The sequence below is a fragment of the Marseilla massiliensis genome, assembly GCF_023336985.1.
GTDB classification, from domain to species: Bacteria; Bacteroidota; Bacteroidia; order Bacteroidales; family Bacteroidaceae; genus Prevotella; species Prevotella intestinigallinarum.
Window position 1 is genome coordinate 1 of record NZ_JAMBLP010000025.1, and the last position, 15,942, is coordinate 15,942.

General features: G+C 57.7%; 9 protein-coding genes. 5 read left to right on the forward strand and 4 right to left on the reverse strand.

The genetic code is table 11. The annotated features are described in order from the left end of the window. Positions 1 to 290, forward strand: a 290-nt coding sequence (locus tag M3089_RS13375; RefSeq protein ID WP_249084602.1) for a hypothetical protein, incomplete at its 5' end; no start/stop codon positions are given. Between the two features lie 284 nt (positions 291 to 574). Here M3089_RS13375 and M3089_RS13380 read toward each other — a convergent pair. The 4 genes from M3089_RS13380 to M3089_RS13395 form a co-directional block, all read right to left on the reverse strand. Next, positions 575 to 2,740, reverse strand: a complete 2,166-nt coding sequence (locus M3089_RS13380) for a S9 family peptidase (protein WP_394802291.1) — start codon at positions 2,738 to 2,740, stop codon at positions 575 to 577. 1 nt (position 2,741) lies between these two features. Then, positions 2,742 to 4,280 (reverse strand): THUMP domain-containing class I SAM-dependent RNA methyltransferase, encoded by a 1,539-nt coding sequence (locus M3089_RS13385; protein ID WP_249084603.1) that lies wholly within the window; start codon positions 4,278 to 4,280, stop codon positions 2,742 to 2,744. Between the two features lie 122 nt (positions 4,281 to 4,402). After that, positions 4,403 to 5,293, reverse strand: a complete 891-nt coding sequence (locus M3089_RS13390) for a serine O-acetyltransferase (RefSeq protein ID WP_249084604.1) — start codon at positions 5,291 to 5,293, stop codon at positions 4,403 to 4,405. A gap of 249 nt (positions 5,294 to 5,542) precedes the next feature. Beyond that, positions 5,543 to 9,550 carry a two-component regulator propeller domain-containing protein gene (locus M3089_RS13395; protein ID WP_249084605.1) on the reverse strand — a complete coding sequence of 1,336 codons (4,008 nt, stop codon included), beginning with the start codon at positions 9,548 to 9,550 and terminating at the stop codon, positions 5,543 to 5,545. 486 nt (positions 9,551 to 10,036) lie between these two features. Here M3089_RS13395 and M3089_RS13400 point away from each other — a divergent pair, with 486 nt between their 5' ends. The 4 genes from M3089_RS13400 (at position 10,037) to M3089_RS13415 (ending at position 15,816) form a co-directional block, all read left to right on the forward strand. After that, a complete protein-coding gene (locus M3089_RS13400; RefSeq protein ID WP_249084606.1) occupies positions 10,037 to 12,280 on the forward strand; it encodes an inorganic phosphate transporter in 2,244 nt (747 codons plus the stop codon). A gap of 615 nt (positions 12,281 to 12,895) precedes the next feature. Then, entirely contained in the window at positions 12,896 to 13,732 is an 837-nt protein-coding gene (locus M3089_RS13405; RefSeq protein ID WP_249084607.1) for an ATP-grasp domain-containing protein, read from the forward strand. Further along, positions 13,714 to 14,424: an HAD family hydrolase gene (locus M3089_RS13410; protein WP_249084608.1), complete on the forward strand. Its 711-nt coding sequence runs from the start codon at positions 13,714 to 13,716 to the stop codon at positions 14,422 to 14,424. Before M3089_RS13405 ends, M3089_RS13410 begins: the two co-directional genes overlap by 19 nt. A gap of 84 nt (positions 14,425 to 14,508) precedes the next feature. Continuing rightward, positions 14,509 to 15,816 (forward strand): inositol-3-phosphate synthase, encoded by a 1,308-nt coding sequence (locus tag M3089_RS13415; RefSeq protein WP_249084609.1) that lies wholly within the window; start codon positions 14,509 to 14,511, stop codon positions 15,814 to 15,816. Positions 15,817 to 15,942: the final 126 nt, after the last annotated feature.

Sequence of the window (15,942 nt, forward strand, 5' to 3'; positions counted from 1 at the left end):
ATTTGCAATGTGTTGATTATCAGTGGGAAACATCAATAGGCTTGTTTCGCGCTCTTGATGCAGTTTTGCTGAAATGGTTTTCTTCATTTAACATCCCCTGCTGCACGGCTTCACAATCGGTGGAAAGTGTTCCTGAACAGGTTGGTACCGTTGTTCTATATGCAGGGCCACGCTTCGATGCTGTTTCGGCAAGCAGGTTTCCATTGATTATCCCAAGCCGGTTGTTAGGCAACCGTGGCGTGATTTTGTTGCTTGTTCCCGGCTTTCCGAGCGCGTTGGTGCTCTTGTAGGCATCTTGTGGGCGCTTTGCTTCGGCGTGGCCCGTTACGCCTCTGGCAAGAGTGAATGCCAATCTGCACCGCGGCATGCCCCATTTGCTTTGGCCTCTGAATGACGATTCGGGATTGTTGCATGATGTTTGCCATCCACCTGCCACTATGCCTGTTTCCCACAGACAGCTCTCCGGCCCAGGCGTGGCTTCGTTTTTTCAGTCATAAAAGCGGCCGAGGCCTGTAACAGGTGGTGTTTCTGTTGCAGGCCTCGGCCGGTTGTTTTGTATGTGTATTGCGATGCTTTACTTCAGGTAGTCTTCGAAATACTGCGTTATGCGCTCGTGCAGGTGCACGCTTTTGTGCCCCCTCATGTTGTGGCCCTCGCCGGGATAGACGAAGAAGTCGGGCTGGGTGCCGGCCTCCTCGCAGGCGTTGAGGAACTGCAGGGCGTGCTGAGGAACTACGGTGGGGTCGTTCATGCCTATGATTATCTGCAGCTTGCCTTTCAGGTTCTTGGCCTTCGCGAGCAGGCTCGTCTGGGCGTAGCCCTCGGGATTGGCCTCCGGGGTGTCCATGTAGCGCTCGCCGTACATCACCTCATACCATTTCCAGTCGATGACCGGGCCTCCGGCCACGCCCACCTTGAACACATCAGGATATGTGGTCATGAGCGACGTGGTCATGAATCCGCCGTAGCTCCATCCGTGCACGCCCATTCGTGTGGTGTCGACGTAGGCCAGCGACTTGAGGTAAGCCACCCCCCGCATCTGGTCTTTCATCTCTTCTTGCCCCAGGTGGCGGAATGTTGCCTGCTCGAAGTCGCGCCCGCGGTCAGACGAGCCTCGGTTGTCGAGTATGAAGAGCAGGTATCCCTTCTGCGCCATGTACGTCTCCCAGGAGCGGCTGGCATAGTGCCATCCGGCCTCGACGTTGCGTACGTTTGGCCCGCCATATACGTAGACCACGGTAGGGTACTTCTTTGCGGGGTCGAAGCCGATGGGTTTCACCATTCGGAAATAAAGGTCGGTAGAGTCGTCGGCAGCCTTTATCGTGCCGCACGAGTATTCGGGCACGGCATAACCCGCCCATGGGTCGGGGGCGCTCAATATGCGGTTGCTTGCTGCCGTTGCCGTGTTGGTCACACAGATGTCGCGCGGCACGTCGGGCTCTGTGTAGTGGTCGAAGAGCCATTTGCCCGATGCCGACAGCATTCCGCCCTTGTCTCCGCGCCCGAAGTAAGCCGCGTGCATGCCCCGCCCGTTGTCGAGCAGGGTGCGCCGGCCGCTCTTCAGGTCTACGGCATACAGGTTGTTCTGTATCGGCGAGGCCTCGTTGGAGAGTATGATGGCGCTTTTCTTGGCCTTGTTGAACCCGACAAGGTCTATCACAACCCACTTGCCGCTCGTCACCTGGCGCAATTCGCGGCCCTCGGTGTCGAACAGGTAGAGGTGGTTGTAGCCGTCGCGCTGGCTTTGCAGCAGGAACTTGGTGTCGTCCCACGGCAGAAACGCTATAGGCGTCATGGGCTGCACGTACTTGTCGTCGTGCTCGGTGTAGAGCGTGGTCTTTCTTTTCCCGCTGGCGGCGTCATAGCTCCGCAGCGCCATGTCGGTCTGGTCGCGGTTCAGCTCAATCATGTATACGGTCTTTGAGTCGGGGCTCCAGGCTATGTTAGTGAAGTAGCGGTCGGTCGGGTCGCCTGCGTCAAGGTATACGGTCTTGCCCGTCGACAAGTCGTATACGCCCACCGTGACCTTGTGGCTGGTCATGCCGGCCATGGGATACTTGTCGGGCTCTTCGGTGGCTATGCGCGTAAACGTGTTCACCTGCGGGTAGTCGGTCACCATGCTCTGGTCCATCCTGTAGAAGGCGAGGCGCTTGCCGTCGGGGCTCCAGAACGTGCCCTTCATGATGCCGAACTCGTTGCGGTGCACGGCCTGGCCGTAAACGATGTCGCGGCTGCCGTCGGTGGTCAGCGTGCGGGTGGCGCCCTCGGCGTCGGTCACGCATAACTGGTTGTCCCTGACGAAGGCCACGGCGCGCGTTTCGGCTGTCCAGTCGCTGTATTGCTCGCCCTCGCACGGTTGCCTCCACACCACCTTGCCGGCCTTCCAGTCGTAGAGCACGCGCTCCTTGCTGTTTTTCAGCAGTGCCAGAGGGCTGTCGGGGTAGGGGAATGTCACGTTCATGGCCGAGGCCACCTTGCCGTTGCCCATGGCCGCGTCGACCTTGTCGAGCGTGGCGACGGCTGTCTTGCTGCCCGTCTTCATGTCTACCGTGCCCCATTCCTCGGCGTCTTGGTACATCAACTTGTCGCCCCACCATCTCAGGTACATGTTCTTTGGGCGCATGTTGTGGTAGTTGTTGCCGCCGAAGTTTAGGTCTTCGAGTGTGAATTGCTTCAGTTGAGCTGCCATGTTTTGTGTTAAAAACAGTGCCAAAACGAGCGGTATGGTGCGGCGCACCATCTTACCTATCGTTGTCGTAGCGGTTGCGTTTTCGGTCATAGTCACGTCCTCCTTTATTTTGTTTCCTGTCGTTGCGTCCCTGCCTGAAGCGGTCGTCGCGGCCCCACGAGTCTCGGTCGCGGTTGCGTCCGCCCCAGTCGGAGCCACGGCGGTCGTCGCGCCGGTCACGGTTCCACCCGTCGCGGTCGCGCCTGTCGTCACGTCGGTCGTCACGTCGGTCGCGCTTGTCAAACCGGTCGAAGTCAATGCGGTGGAACTTGAATGAGCGTATGTCGCCCTCTTCGTTCTCTTCGGCTTCGTCGAAACGCTTCTTGAACTCCCTGTTCTTCTTGAATCGGCCCTTCTCGGCCATCTGCTTGCGCTCCTCGTCGCTCTGTACGGCTCCGCCTTCTGTGCGGAACTCCTTCATGCGGCCCTCGAAAGTCTGGTACTTCCTGAACTCGCATTCGAGCGAGCCGTTGTATAGCGGTATCTTGATTGATGGCCTCAGGCCTATCTGCTCGAAGCACTCTTCGCGGTAGCTCAGTATCCATGCGTCGTTGTCAACGAACTGGTGCTTCAGGCGTTCGCCTATCATTTTGTACGTGCCGAGCAGGTCGGGCGTTGATATACGCTCGCCGTAAGGCGGGTTGGTCACTATGATGCTCTTTTCCTTAGGCTGGGTGAAGTCCTTGAAGTCGGCCTCCTCAACCGTGATGTCGCTTGTCAGGCCCGCAGCCTTGACGTTCATGCGGGCCGTGTTGACGGCTTTTATGTCTGCGTCGTAGCCGTAGATGTGATGCTTGAACTCGCGTTCTTGAGAATCATCGTTGTAAATCTCGTCGAACAAGTCTTGGTCGAAGTCTGCCCATTTCTCAAAGGCGTACTCCTTGCGGAACACACCCGGGGCCATGTTGCGGGCTATGAGGGCAGCCTCGATGAGCAGTGTGCCCGAGCCGCACATGGGGTCGATGAAGTCGGTCTCGCCGTGCCAGCCGGTCATGAGAATCATTCCGGCCGCCAACACCTCGTTAAGCGGGGCCTCAACGTTCTCCTGCCGGTAGCCGCGGCGGTGCAGGCTCTCGCCGCTGGAGTCGAGAGAGAGGGTGCACCTGTCTTCGGCAATGTGCATGTTCAGGCGTATGTCGGGGTTGGCCACGCTGATGTTGGGCCGCTTCCCGGTCTTTTCGCGGAACTGATCCACTATGGCGTCTTTCACCTTATATGACACAAACTTGGAGTGGCGGAACTCTTCTGAGAACACAACCGAGTCGACCGAGAATGTCTGTTCGAGTGTAAGGTATTGCGACCAGTCTATTTTCTTGGTTTCTTCATACACCTCGTCGGCCGTCGTTGCCTTGAAGTGGCGTATTGGCTTAAGTATTCTTATGGCAGTGTGCAGCTGGAAGTTGGCGCGGTACATGAGTTCCTTGTTGCCTTTGAACGACACCATTCGCCTGCCTATCTGCACATCGTTAGCGCCGAGCTCTGTCAGTTCTTTCGCCAAAACAGGTTCCAGACCCATGAACGTCTTGGCGATCAATTCGAATTCTTGTTCCATTTGTTGTCTTGTTTGGATTTTGCCGGAGAACCAGTTGCCTCGGTTCGTGTTGGCGGAGGGCAAAAACCTTGCCGTCGTTCTGCTGTCATATACCGTTGGTATGGTAGTTCTCCTGTGTGAAGTTATTCCTTTTTATATTTCTTGGTGTTAGGTTTCATGTCTTCGGTCACCCAAATGTTGGCCCCTATAATGCATCCGCGCCCAATGGTGATGCGGCCCAGCACGGTGGCGTTAGAGTAGACTATCACGTCGTCTTCGAGTATTGGGTGGCGTGCAATCCCCTTTATCGGGTTGCCGTTTTCGTCGAGCGGGAAGCTTTTTGCACCGAGGGTGACGCCCTGGTATAGCTTCACGTTGTTGCCGATGATGCACGTTGCGCCTATGACCACGCCTGTGCCGTGGTCGATGGTGAAGTGGTGGCCTATCTGTGCGGCCGGATGTATGTCGATGCCCGTCTCTGAATGTGCCATCTCCGATATTATCCTCGGTATCAGCGGCACCCCCAGGGTGTGTAGCTCGTGGGCTATGCGGTAGTTGACAAGGGCCTTTATCACAGGGTAGCACGATATGATCTCGCCGTAGCTTTGGGCGGCCGGGTCGCCGTTGTAGGCCGCCTCGACGTCGGTGGCCAGCGTGCTTCGTATCTGCGGCAGCCTCCCCACGAGTTGCAGCGATATCGTTTCGGCCTTGTTGGCGCAAGCCCCGGTGCATGGTTCGCCCGCCTTGGGGCATGTGAAGCACAGCCCGGCCATTATCTGGTCGGTGAGGAGCTTGTGCAAGCGCTCTATGTTGACGCCTATATGATAGCGTATTGTGCGGGTATTGACGGAGGACTTGCCGAAGTATCCTGGGAAAATGATGGAACGCGACAAGTCTATTATCTCTTCGAGAACCTTGCCCGACGGCAACGGGTTGCCCTCGCGATGCTGGTGGAACAGGCCCTTTAGCGATGCGGGGTCAGACAATTCGTCAACCGTCCGTGTAAGGATGTGAGCGAAATCGGTGTTACTCATCTTCTTGTTGTGTCAATACGTATTGGTTTGCAAAGATACATTAAAGGGAGGAAACAGCAAAGGATTGCACCGTGTTTTTTTGCTTTTTTTCAGCTGTCGGCCAATGTTGCTCCCGTTGCGGTTGTTTGATGGGCGGATGGCATGATGGTTTGCAGGCCATGGCCGCCGCCCGTCCGCGCTTTTGGCGGCCAGGCCGGCCTTGGCTGCCTTGGCCGTTGTGGCTTTTGGGATGTGCGCCATGGGGTCTTTTCAGCGTTTTGTGTATTTGCTTGGGGCGACCCCATGGTAGCCCTTGAAGCATCGGTAGAAGTAAGAGGGCTCGCTTATTCCCACCGCCATGCCCACCTCGCTAACGTTCATCTTGCCATCGGCGAGCAGCGTGGCTGCCGTTTCCATGCGTATCTTCATTATGTACTTGCCGGGCGACATGCCCGTAGTCTCTTTTGTCTTGCCATATAGTTTGGTCCGCCCAACGTGCATCATCTCTGCCAGGGTGTCGGTGGTGAAGGCCTGGTCTTTGAGGTGGCATCTGATGATTGTGTCGATGCGGTCGCGGAACACCTTGTCCGACTGCGACGTGAGCAGGGCGCCCTGCCCCTTGTGCGCTGCCGTGCCACCGTCTTGTTGTTGCGCTACGGTTGCCGACTGCCATCTTATCAGTTGTGCAGCCCTGGCCAGCAGCACGCGCAGGTTGCACGGTTTGACCATGTAGTCGTCGGCCCCCGCCTTGTAGCCTTTTATCTGGTGCTCCTCGTCGTCGAGCGCCGTGAGTATGATCACAGGCAGATTGCTGGTGGCGGGGTGGCTTTTTAAGTGCTTCACAACGTCGTATCCGCTCATGCCGGGCAGCATCACGTCGCATACTACCAGTGCCGGAGGCTGTGCCGTTATGCCCTTGGCGGCCTCGGCTCCGTCCATGTATGTGTCTGTCTTGAAATAGTTGCCGAGTTCGTTGCGCAACTGTTCCATCATGTCGGGGTCGTCTTCTACAATTGCCACCCGTACGTCGTTCATTGCAAAGGCCGTCTCGATGGGCGTGCCGGTTGGGCGCGACTCACGTCCGTACTCATTGTCGATGGCTTTCGGGCGCACCTCGTCGGGGGTGTAGGCATCAAGTCTTGTTGGCAGCACGACGGTGAAGACAGAGCCTTGTCCGTTGGGGCCGCGTCTGTAGTCGAGGCTTCCGTGGTGCAGACGGGCCATGTTTTTGGCAAGGAAAAGACCTATGCCCATGCCTCCTTGCGACACATATCCGTGCATGAAAGGTTCGAACAGGTGTTCCTGCTGCTCGGCTGCTATGCCCGGCCCGGTGTCGGCCACGGCTATGGTAATGCTGTTTTCGTTCTCGCCCAGCTTCACGGTCAGTTCGACGGAGCCCTTTTGCGGGGTGTATTTTATGGCGTTGCTGAGCAGGTTGTAGGTTATTGTCTCCACCATGTGGCGGTCGAAAGGCATTTCGAAAGAGCGGGCAAACGGTGTGAAGGTGAGCGATATGCCTTTCTGGCGGGCCATGGGCAGGAAGTCGTTGAGCACGTCGCGCACAAACCCAATCACGTCGCCCGGCTCCACTCTCAGCCTCAGGCTGTTGGCGTTTATCTTCCGGAACTCCATCAGGCGGTCAACAAGCCGCGACAGCCTGCGTGTGCCGCGCATGGCAGTAGCCACGGCCGAGCGTGGCGGATGGTTGTCGCCAGCGTCGCATATCTTGTCGATGGCCCCCTGGATGATGGCCAGTGGTGTGCGGAACTCGTGGGCTATGTGGGTGAAGAAGTTAAGCCTGAACTCGCTGAGGCTGCGTTCTATTTCCATTTTGCGGCGCAGCCTGGACTTTGCCCGCCACCCTCTAATCAGTGCCAGGGCAACAGCCGAGGCCGCCATGGCATAGGCCAGCCAGGCCCACCATGTGTTGTACCATGGCTGGCGGATGGTTATCAGCAGTGACGTTTCGGGCGAGTGGCCGTCGGGGGTGAATTTGCGTAGCCTGAAAGTGTATCTCCCCGGCGGCAGGTTGCCGAAGTCGGCGCGGTTCAAGCTTGTCGGTTCGTGCCAGTTGGCGTCGATGCCTTCGAGCATGTATTGGTAAAGGGTGGAATGCGGCTTCGAGTATTCAAAGTCGGAGAACAGCAGCGTCAGCGAGTTCTCCGTGTGTCCGAGGCTGATGTGCCGTGTGCGCGTCAGGGCCGAGGTGAGCGGCCTGTCGTTGCCGTCCATGGTCAGCGCCGACACACCGTTAATCCGGATGTCGGTCAGGGCGCACCGTGCAGAAGCCTGCCTTGTGGGGTCTTTATGCGGCGTTATGGCCAGTATGCCCTGGCGTGAGCCAAAGAACAGCCGTCCGCTGCCGTCGGTGGCCGCACTGTTTTCGATGAACACGTTGCCCATCAGTGTCGGTGCAAAATTGTAGGATGCCACTGCCAGCGTGGCAGGGTTGACACACGAGATGCCCTCTTCTGTTGCTGCCCAGATGTTGCCGTGGGCGTCTTCGGCTATAGAGTTTACTATGTTGCCGGCCAGCCCGTGGGCGGCGTCAAAGTATTTTGTTGCCGTCAGCCTGCCGTTCTTCACGCTGCAATGTGCCAGTCCGTGTCCGTGAACCCCTATCCACAGCCCGCTGCGCTTTGAGTATAGCATGGTTATGACTTCGTTGCCGCGCAGCCGGCGGTTCTGCAGGTTGTAGCGATGGGCCGTCACGGGCTTTTTGCCTTGGCCGCCGTAGCTGATTGCGTACAGTCCGTTGTCGGTGCCGGCCCACATCGTGCCGCGGCCGTCGTCAGCAAGGCATCTAACCCGTCTCTCGTTGGGCGAGCCGTCGAGCATGGCCTGCCATCTCAGGGTTCCTTGCCCGTCGAGTGTGGCCCTCAGCAGTCCGCCGTTCCAGGTGGCAATCCAGAAGTGGTTGCGAGGCGCCTCGGCCAAGTCGTAAATGTCGTCGCAGGGCAGGCGGCTGTCTTTGCTGCCCGTGTGGTAGTGGCGCCGCCCTATGAACAGGCCCGCCCCGCGTGTGCCTGTCCATGGACGGCCGTGGCTGTCGGTCATCATGGCGAACGCTGGCGCCGGCAGCCGGCCGGCCTTCAGCGCGGGGGTGCCGCCGTCGCAGTCGACGCTCACCAGCTCATTCTTGCGGGTGCAGGCCGTCAGCCGTCCGTCGGTTTCGTATCGCAGGGCGTATATGTGGTTTGCCGTCTCGTCGTTGTTGCCGGGTTCCGGGTAAATGTACCTTGCGGCCACGTCTTCCATTACCGACAGGCACACCGCCCCGGCGGCCTCGCTTCCTATCCAGATGTTGCCGTCGCGGTCGGTGGTGGCGCATGTCAGGAAGTCGGAGTATATCACCGGGTGCCTGTCGGATGCGCTGTAGTGCCCCATGTTTTCGGTGGCCTTGTCGAACACGAAGAGCCCGTTGCCATACGTGGCAATGAACACATGGCCTTTGCCGTCGTCGGCAGCGTAATACCTGTGGCGCCTTGCCTGGGCGTAAGGGGCGTTGCTCAGCAGGCTGAAACGGCGCACGGGCTTGCCTTCGGCAAACATCCACAGGTCGCCGGAGCCGTTCGACACGTATATGCACCCGGGCGTGCTGCATTGGTATACGGGCGACTCCACCTGCAATTCGTCGGGCTTGGCAAACCTGCCCGTCGTCATGTCGAGGGCGAATGTCGATTTGTCGGCCATTATGACAAAGCGCTTTCCCCACACGAAACAGAACACCACGCGGCCCATCTTCCCCATGGCCGGCGGCATCCGGTAGGCGCCCGCCACTCTGCCGTTGGCGTCGAGGCGCGTCACCATCCCGTCGGTGACCATTAGCGAGTCGCCTTCGTAACAGCTTTTTGCCAGTATCGGCATGCCTTTCAGGGTTCCGAGCCGCCTGCGCCTGCCCGTTGCCATGGTGTAGGCCGTGAATCGCGCCTCCTCAAGGTTGTATGTGGCGCATGCCGAGTTTGCCGTGGTCACGCGCAGGTTGTGGCCATCTACGGTTATGCTGCCGATGTGCCTGTCGGTGGGTTCGCCCGGCACGGGGCTCAGACCCGTGAAATTCACAGCCGAGTAGCCGTCGAAACGGCTCAGCCCGTTCGACGTGCCCAGCCATACATAGCCGTCGGGGTCTTGGGCTATGCAGTTGATGTTGTTGCTCGGCAGCCCGTCGGCGGTCGATATGCTGCGGCTTGCCAGCTGCAGGTCGGCGCCCATGGCCATGTTTGCCGTTGCTGCCAGTGCAAGGGCGAGCAATGCTCTTCTCATGGTGTCTGTCGTCATGGCAGGTTGTTGTCGTTTGTTTGTTTTACGTTACAAATGTACAAAATAAGATACAAAGCGGTGTCGGCATCATCCTGAAATAATCCATTTGCAGGCATTGCCATGGTTTGGCTGAAGCCTGCCGAGCCCCAGTGGCGCCATGCCATCGACCCAGAGGCTCGGCGCATAGGCCGTGGCGCCAAGTCAGTGGGCTGGAGGCGGCAGGGCGTTTCAATATATATAATAATGTGTAATCCACATAGCGGCATTGCCGTGCCATGCGTACCGCCACCATGTCACGCATAAAGCCACCTCTGTGGCTCCTGCCGTCGCTGCGTGGGGGCCATGGCTGCAGGCGCGGGGTTGGCAGTGGCGGAGTAGCCGTCAGGGCCGGCCCTTATGGCCTGCATTACGGATATTGTAATACAAATGAAACATACATTTAGCTAAAATGCAAAATAAATTACTTAATTTTGCCGCGATTTTCTGAACGAAACATAAAGTTTTATGGAAGCAATTTATTTGGTTATCGTGGTCTTCCTGCTTATTCTGGCGGTGTTTGACCTGTTTGTGGGAGTCAGCAACGATGCTGTCAACTTCCTCAATTCTGCCATCGGAGCCAAGGTGGCAAAGTTTAAGACCGTCATATTCATAGCCTCTATGGGCGTGCTTGTGGGCGCGGTGATGAGTGCGGGGATGATGGACGTGGCAAGGCATGGCATCATGCACCCAGTAAATTACAATTTTCATGAGGTTATGACGATATTCCTCGCCGTGATGGTGACGGATGTCATTGTGCTCGACATGTTCAACACGATGGGCCTGCCCACCTCGACAACGGTGTCGCTTGTGTTCGAGCTGTTGGGCGGAACGTTTGTGCTGGCCATCTTGAAGATGCACGCCGACCCCTCGTTGGGCTTCGACGATTTGCTGAACAGCAACAAGGCACTGAGCGTCATCATAGCCATTTTCGTAAGCGTGGCCATTGCTTTCGTGTTCGGAATCATCGTACAGTGGATTTCGCGCGTCATTTTCACGTTCAACTATACCAAGCACCTGCGTTACACGGTGGCCATCTTCGGCGGCATAGCGTTCACTTGCCTGGCTTATTTCATATTCATACAGGGCCTGGCCAAGTCGCCTCTGATGGCCGACGACGCCAAGGCATGGATTGTTGACAACACCAACATGCTGCTGCTCTGGACGTTTGTCGGTTCGACCATCGTCATGGAGGTGTTCCACCTGCTGCGCATCAATGTGTTCAAGTTTGTTGTGCTCATGGGCACGTTTGCCCTGGCCATGGCCTTTGCGGGCAACGACCTCGTCAACTTCATAGGCGTCCCGCTTGCCGGCCTCGACTCTTACCAAGACTTTGTGGCCAACGGCAACGGCGACGACAGCGCATTCTTCATGACCTCGCTCATGTCGTCGGCCAAGACACCGTTGCTCTATCTGATTATTGCCGGCCTGGTGATGATTGTTGCCATGACCACGTCGAAGAAGGCGCAAAACGTGATAAAGACCAGCGTCGACCTGTCGCGCCAGGACGAGGGCGACGAGATGTTCGGGTCGTCGAAGGCAGCCCGTAGCATTGTGCGCGCCACCCAGGACGCCGGTGGATTCCTCGGCAAGTACGTGCCGAAGTCTGTTTCCAACTGGATTGACTCACGCTTCCGCAAGGAAGACGCCATACTGGCCGACGGCGCTGCGTTCGACATGGTGCGTGCGGCCGTAAACCTGGTGCTCGCCTCGATGCTAATCACCTTCGGCACCAATTACAAGCTGCCGCTGTCAACCACCTACGTCACGTTTATGGTGGCCATGGGCTCGAGCCTTGCCGACCGCGCATGGACACGCGAGAGCGCCGTGTTCCGCGTCACTGGCGTGATATCGGTCATCGGCGGATGGTTCATCACGGCCGGCGTGGCCTTCGGTGCCTGTGCGCTGGTGTGCCTGGTGATGTATTACGGCGGCTTCGTGGCCATGTTCCTCTTCATGGCTCTGGTGGTGTTCCTGCTTGTGCGCAGCAACATACAGTATGGCAAGAAAGCCAAGGAAGAGGGCAAGGACGACGTGTTCAGGCTGATGATGCGCACCCGCGACCCCGAAATTGTTTGGGACTTGCTGACAAAGCACGTGTCGCGCACGCAGAGTTTTGTCAACCGTTTCGCCCTCGAGCAGTTCAACAAGATAATAGACGGCTTGGCAAACGAAAACCACCACGTGCTCTCGAAGAGCCAGCGCGAGCTCAAGAGCGAGCAGGAGCAGCTCAAGAAATTCAGGCGCAAGGAACTGCTGGCGCTGCGCAGGGTGCCCATGGAGATAGCCGCCGAGCGCAACACGTGGTACCACCTGGGCGTCAACAGCGACTCTCAGTTCATCTATTGCCTCAAGCGCATGCTCGAACCGATAAAGGAGCATGTAGACAACAACTTCAACCCGATGCCACAGGTTTATGTCGACGAGTACCGACCTGTCAGGGATAAGATATCCGAACTGATGGAGCGAACCGAGGCCATGCTCTCCACCACGAGGTTCAACGAGTATGACGACGTGCTGTCGGAGGCCGACAAGCTCAAGGACGAGCTCTCGGTAATACGCAAGCACCATTACGACCGCATGCAAAGCGACCACGATGTGAGCAACCTAAAGATTTCGCTCGTATATCTCAACATACTGCAGGAGAGCCAGGAGTTCCTGAGCATCATGCGCCATCAGCTTAGGGCTGCCAACCGGTTCTACGGCAACTGACGCCTCTCCGGGGCTTGGCCGTGAGTCCGCCGCGCAAGGGTCTGAAGCAGGCCCCGGCGCGGCGGATTCTGTTTGGTGCCAACGCCAGGCGCCTGCCGCGGGACATGCCGGCCGGCTATGCCCATGGCTGGGTGGCGGGGCGCCAAGCGGTTCATTCCGCCACGGGCCTGGCGGTGTTGCAAGATGTGCCGTTTTGCACCGCGATACAGGCCGTTTTGCACTGCGATACAGGCCGTTTTGCAGAGTGAAACGGCACGTTCCCATAAATGGTTGGCCCTCAGGCGGTTCGGCAACCGTGCCGCCGGCCTTCGCCATCGCCTGCATTTCACTGCCCAAAGCCATGCATGCAGGTGGCGCCAAGCCCGGCCGGAGGGTGGGCATGGGCCCGGCCGATTTGTTATGAAATGTATATGGCATGATTGTTTGTCGCATATAAGTGGCAAACATACGTTAATGTGTGTTCATTTACCTTTTTGAATAGATTCGTAGATGTTTCGAACGCTTTAATCAAATATATTGCTAAGAAAAATTAAAATGCCCCGGGAGTTTTCTGATATAAGGCGGATTTTACCTAACTTTGTTGCCCGGAACATAATGATATAATGTAATCCGGACATGATATTGGCCATTGGCAGGGCAGAACGATTCTCTCCCAACTCGGTAGAAAAGGACGCAGCGATACTGGAAGGCGTGGCTGACGTGCTTCGGCACGACGGCTACGTAGTCGAGACCGTTGGTGAAACGGCTTTGCAACCCGGTCCCGTTGCAGAGGCATGCTTGTCGATGGGGCGCTTGCCCCAGACGCTGGCTTACCTCACCCAGATGCAGGCTCGGGGCTCGGTCGTGGTCAATTCGCCGGCCGGGGTCGACCTGTGCTGCAACCGTAGGCGGCTCACCGAAGCCTTGCGGATGGCAGGCGTGCCTGTGGCCCCTGCCGAAGGCAGCCACGGCTATTGGCTCAAAAGAGGCAGCGGAGTGGCCGAAAGCCGTCACGACGTGCAGTTTGCGGCCACCAAGGCCGACGTCGCCGTGGTGATGGAGGCCATGAGGCGGCACGGCGTTGACGACATAATGGTGTCGGCCCACGTTGAGGGCGACCTGCTGAAGTTCTATGGCGTGCATGGCACCGGCTTCTTCCGGTATTTCTATCCCGGCGACGACGGGATGTCGAAATTCGGCGACGAGAGGCTCAACGGCCGCCCGCACCACTACATTTTTGATGAGTCGGCATTGCGGCTTGCCGCCGAGCGCGCCTCGAGGGTGGCCGGAGTGGATGTTTACGGAGGCGACTGCATTGTCAGAGCCGACGGCAGTGTTTGCCTGATCGACTTCAACGACTGGCCCAGCTTTTCACGCTGCCGCGACGAGGCGGCGCAGGCCATTGCGAAGCTGACGGCCGACCGGCTTGCACAAACAATTAAAAAGAAAAGAGTATGGCATCAGATATTTTGACTGGAAGCCGCGGATGTATATTCGACTACGGTGGCACACTCGACACCGGAGGCAACCATTGGGGGCGTGTGATATGGCATTCATACGAGCGCATGGGCGTGCCTGTAGGCGAAGAGCTCTTCCGCGAGGCCTATGTCTATGCCGAGCGTGAGCTGGGGCGCAACCCCATTATACAGCCCGACTATACTTTCGAGAAGACGTTGTCTGTCAAGCTGCGCATAGAGATGGAGCACATAGGGCGGTGCTTGGGGGGCTTCGATGCCCCCAAGTGGCACGGCGCGGTGCTCGCCGACCTCTATGGCTCGGTCAAGGCCGAGACCGCGCGCAGCCGTGAAGTGCTGGCCCGGCTGGCCGGACGCATGCCGTTGGTGCTCGTCAGCAACTTCTACGGCAACATACACACCGTGCTCGGCGAGTTCGGCCTTGACGGCCTGTTTGCCGGCGTGGTCGAATCGGCTGTGGTGGGGGTGCGCAAGCCCGACCCGCAGATATTCTCTCTCGGCGTCAAGGCGCTGGGAATGGAGCCGGGCGAGGTTACCGTGGTGGGCGACAGCTATGCCAAGGACATCGTGCCGGCAAAGGCCGCAGGCTGCCATACCGTGTGGATGCGCGGCGAGGGCTGGACCGACGACGAGGCCGCCGACACCTCTGCGGCTGATTTCACCATACACAGACTGGCCGAGTTGCTGTAATGCGGCAGCGGCAAATCATTGCAGAAGACTTAAAAACGACATTGAAACAGTTATAAGTATACATACATTTAATATTAAATTGTAATGAAACAAACTAATGTAAAGCCGGCAGACGGCAAATTAGGCATTATGATTGTCGGCAACGGCGCCGTTGCGACAACATTCATGACAGGCGTGTTCATGACCAGGCGCGGATTGGCCAAACCAATTGGTTCTATGACACAGTACGACAAAATACGTGTCGGCCGCGGAGCAGATAAGCAGTACTTGCATTACAGCGATATAGTGCCACTGGCAAAGCTCGACGACATCGTGTTCGGAACATGGGATGTTTATCCGCAAAACGCATACCAGGCAGCAATGTATGCCGAGGTGCTGAAGGAGAAAGACATCAACCCTGTCAAGGACGAACTGGAGAAAGTCGTACCGATGAAGGCCGCATTTGACCGCAACTACGCCAAGAGGCTTGACGGAGACAACGTCAAAGACTGCAAGACTCGCTGGGACATGGTGGAGCAGATACGCCAGGACATACGCGACTTCAAGCAGAACAACGGCTGTTCGCGCATTGTTGTCATCTGGGCCGCGTCCACAGAGATATACGTTCCGGTAGACGAGACGGTGCACGGAACGCTTGCCGCACTCGAGGCTGCCATGAAAGCTGACGACCGCGAGCACATCGCACCGTCCATGTGCTATGCTTATGCCGCGCTTACAGAGGGCGCCCCGTTCATCATGGGAGCCCCCAACACAACCGTAGACATACCCGCCATGTGGGAACTGGCAGAGAAGACGAAGATGCCAATAGCCGGAAAGGACTTCAAGACAGGCCAGACGCTGGTGAAGAGCGGGTTCGCCCCGATAATCGGAACAAGGTGCCTGGGCCTGAGCGGATGGTTCTCGACCAACATACTCGGCAACCGCGACGGTCTCGTGCTCGACGAACCGGCCAACTTCCACACCAAGGAGGTGAGCAAGCTCTCTACGCTTGAGACAATACTGAAGCCCGAAGTGCAGCCCGATCTCTACACCGACTATTACCACAAGGTGCGTATCAACTACTATCCGCCGCGCAACGACAACAAGGAAGGGTGGGACAACATCGACATCTTCGGCTGGATGGGCTACCCGATGCAGATAAAGATCAACTTCCTTTGCCGCGACTCGATACTGGCCGCGCCGCTGTTGCTCGACCTAACACTGCTGAGCGACCTTGCAGCACGTGCAGGCCGCTACGGCATACAGCGCTTCCTGAGCTTCTTCCTCAAGAGCCCGATGCACGATTACACCAAGGGCGAGGAAGCCGTCAACAACCTCTACCAGCAGTATACCATGCTGAAGAACGCCATACGCGAGATGGGCGGCTACGAGGCAGACGAGGAAATAGATTGACGATTGACGCGGGCGGAGCCACGCTCTCAGCCCTTATTTGACATTGTGGAGCCGGGAAGCCGGTCGTATGGCCATAGGCCTGTGGCGCGACGGCATGTTGATGCAGAGGCCGGGGCAGGCCGCTTA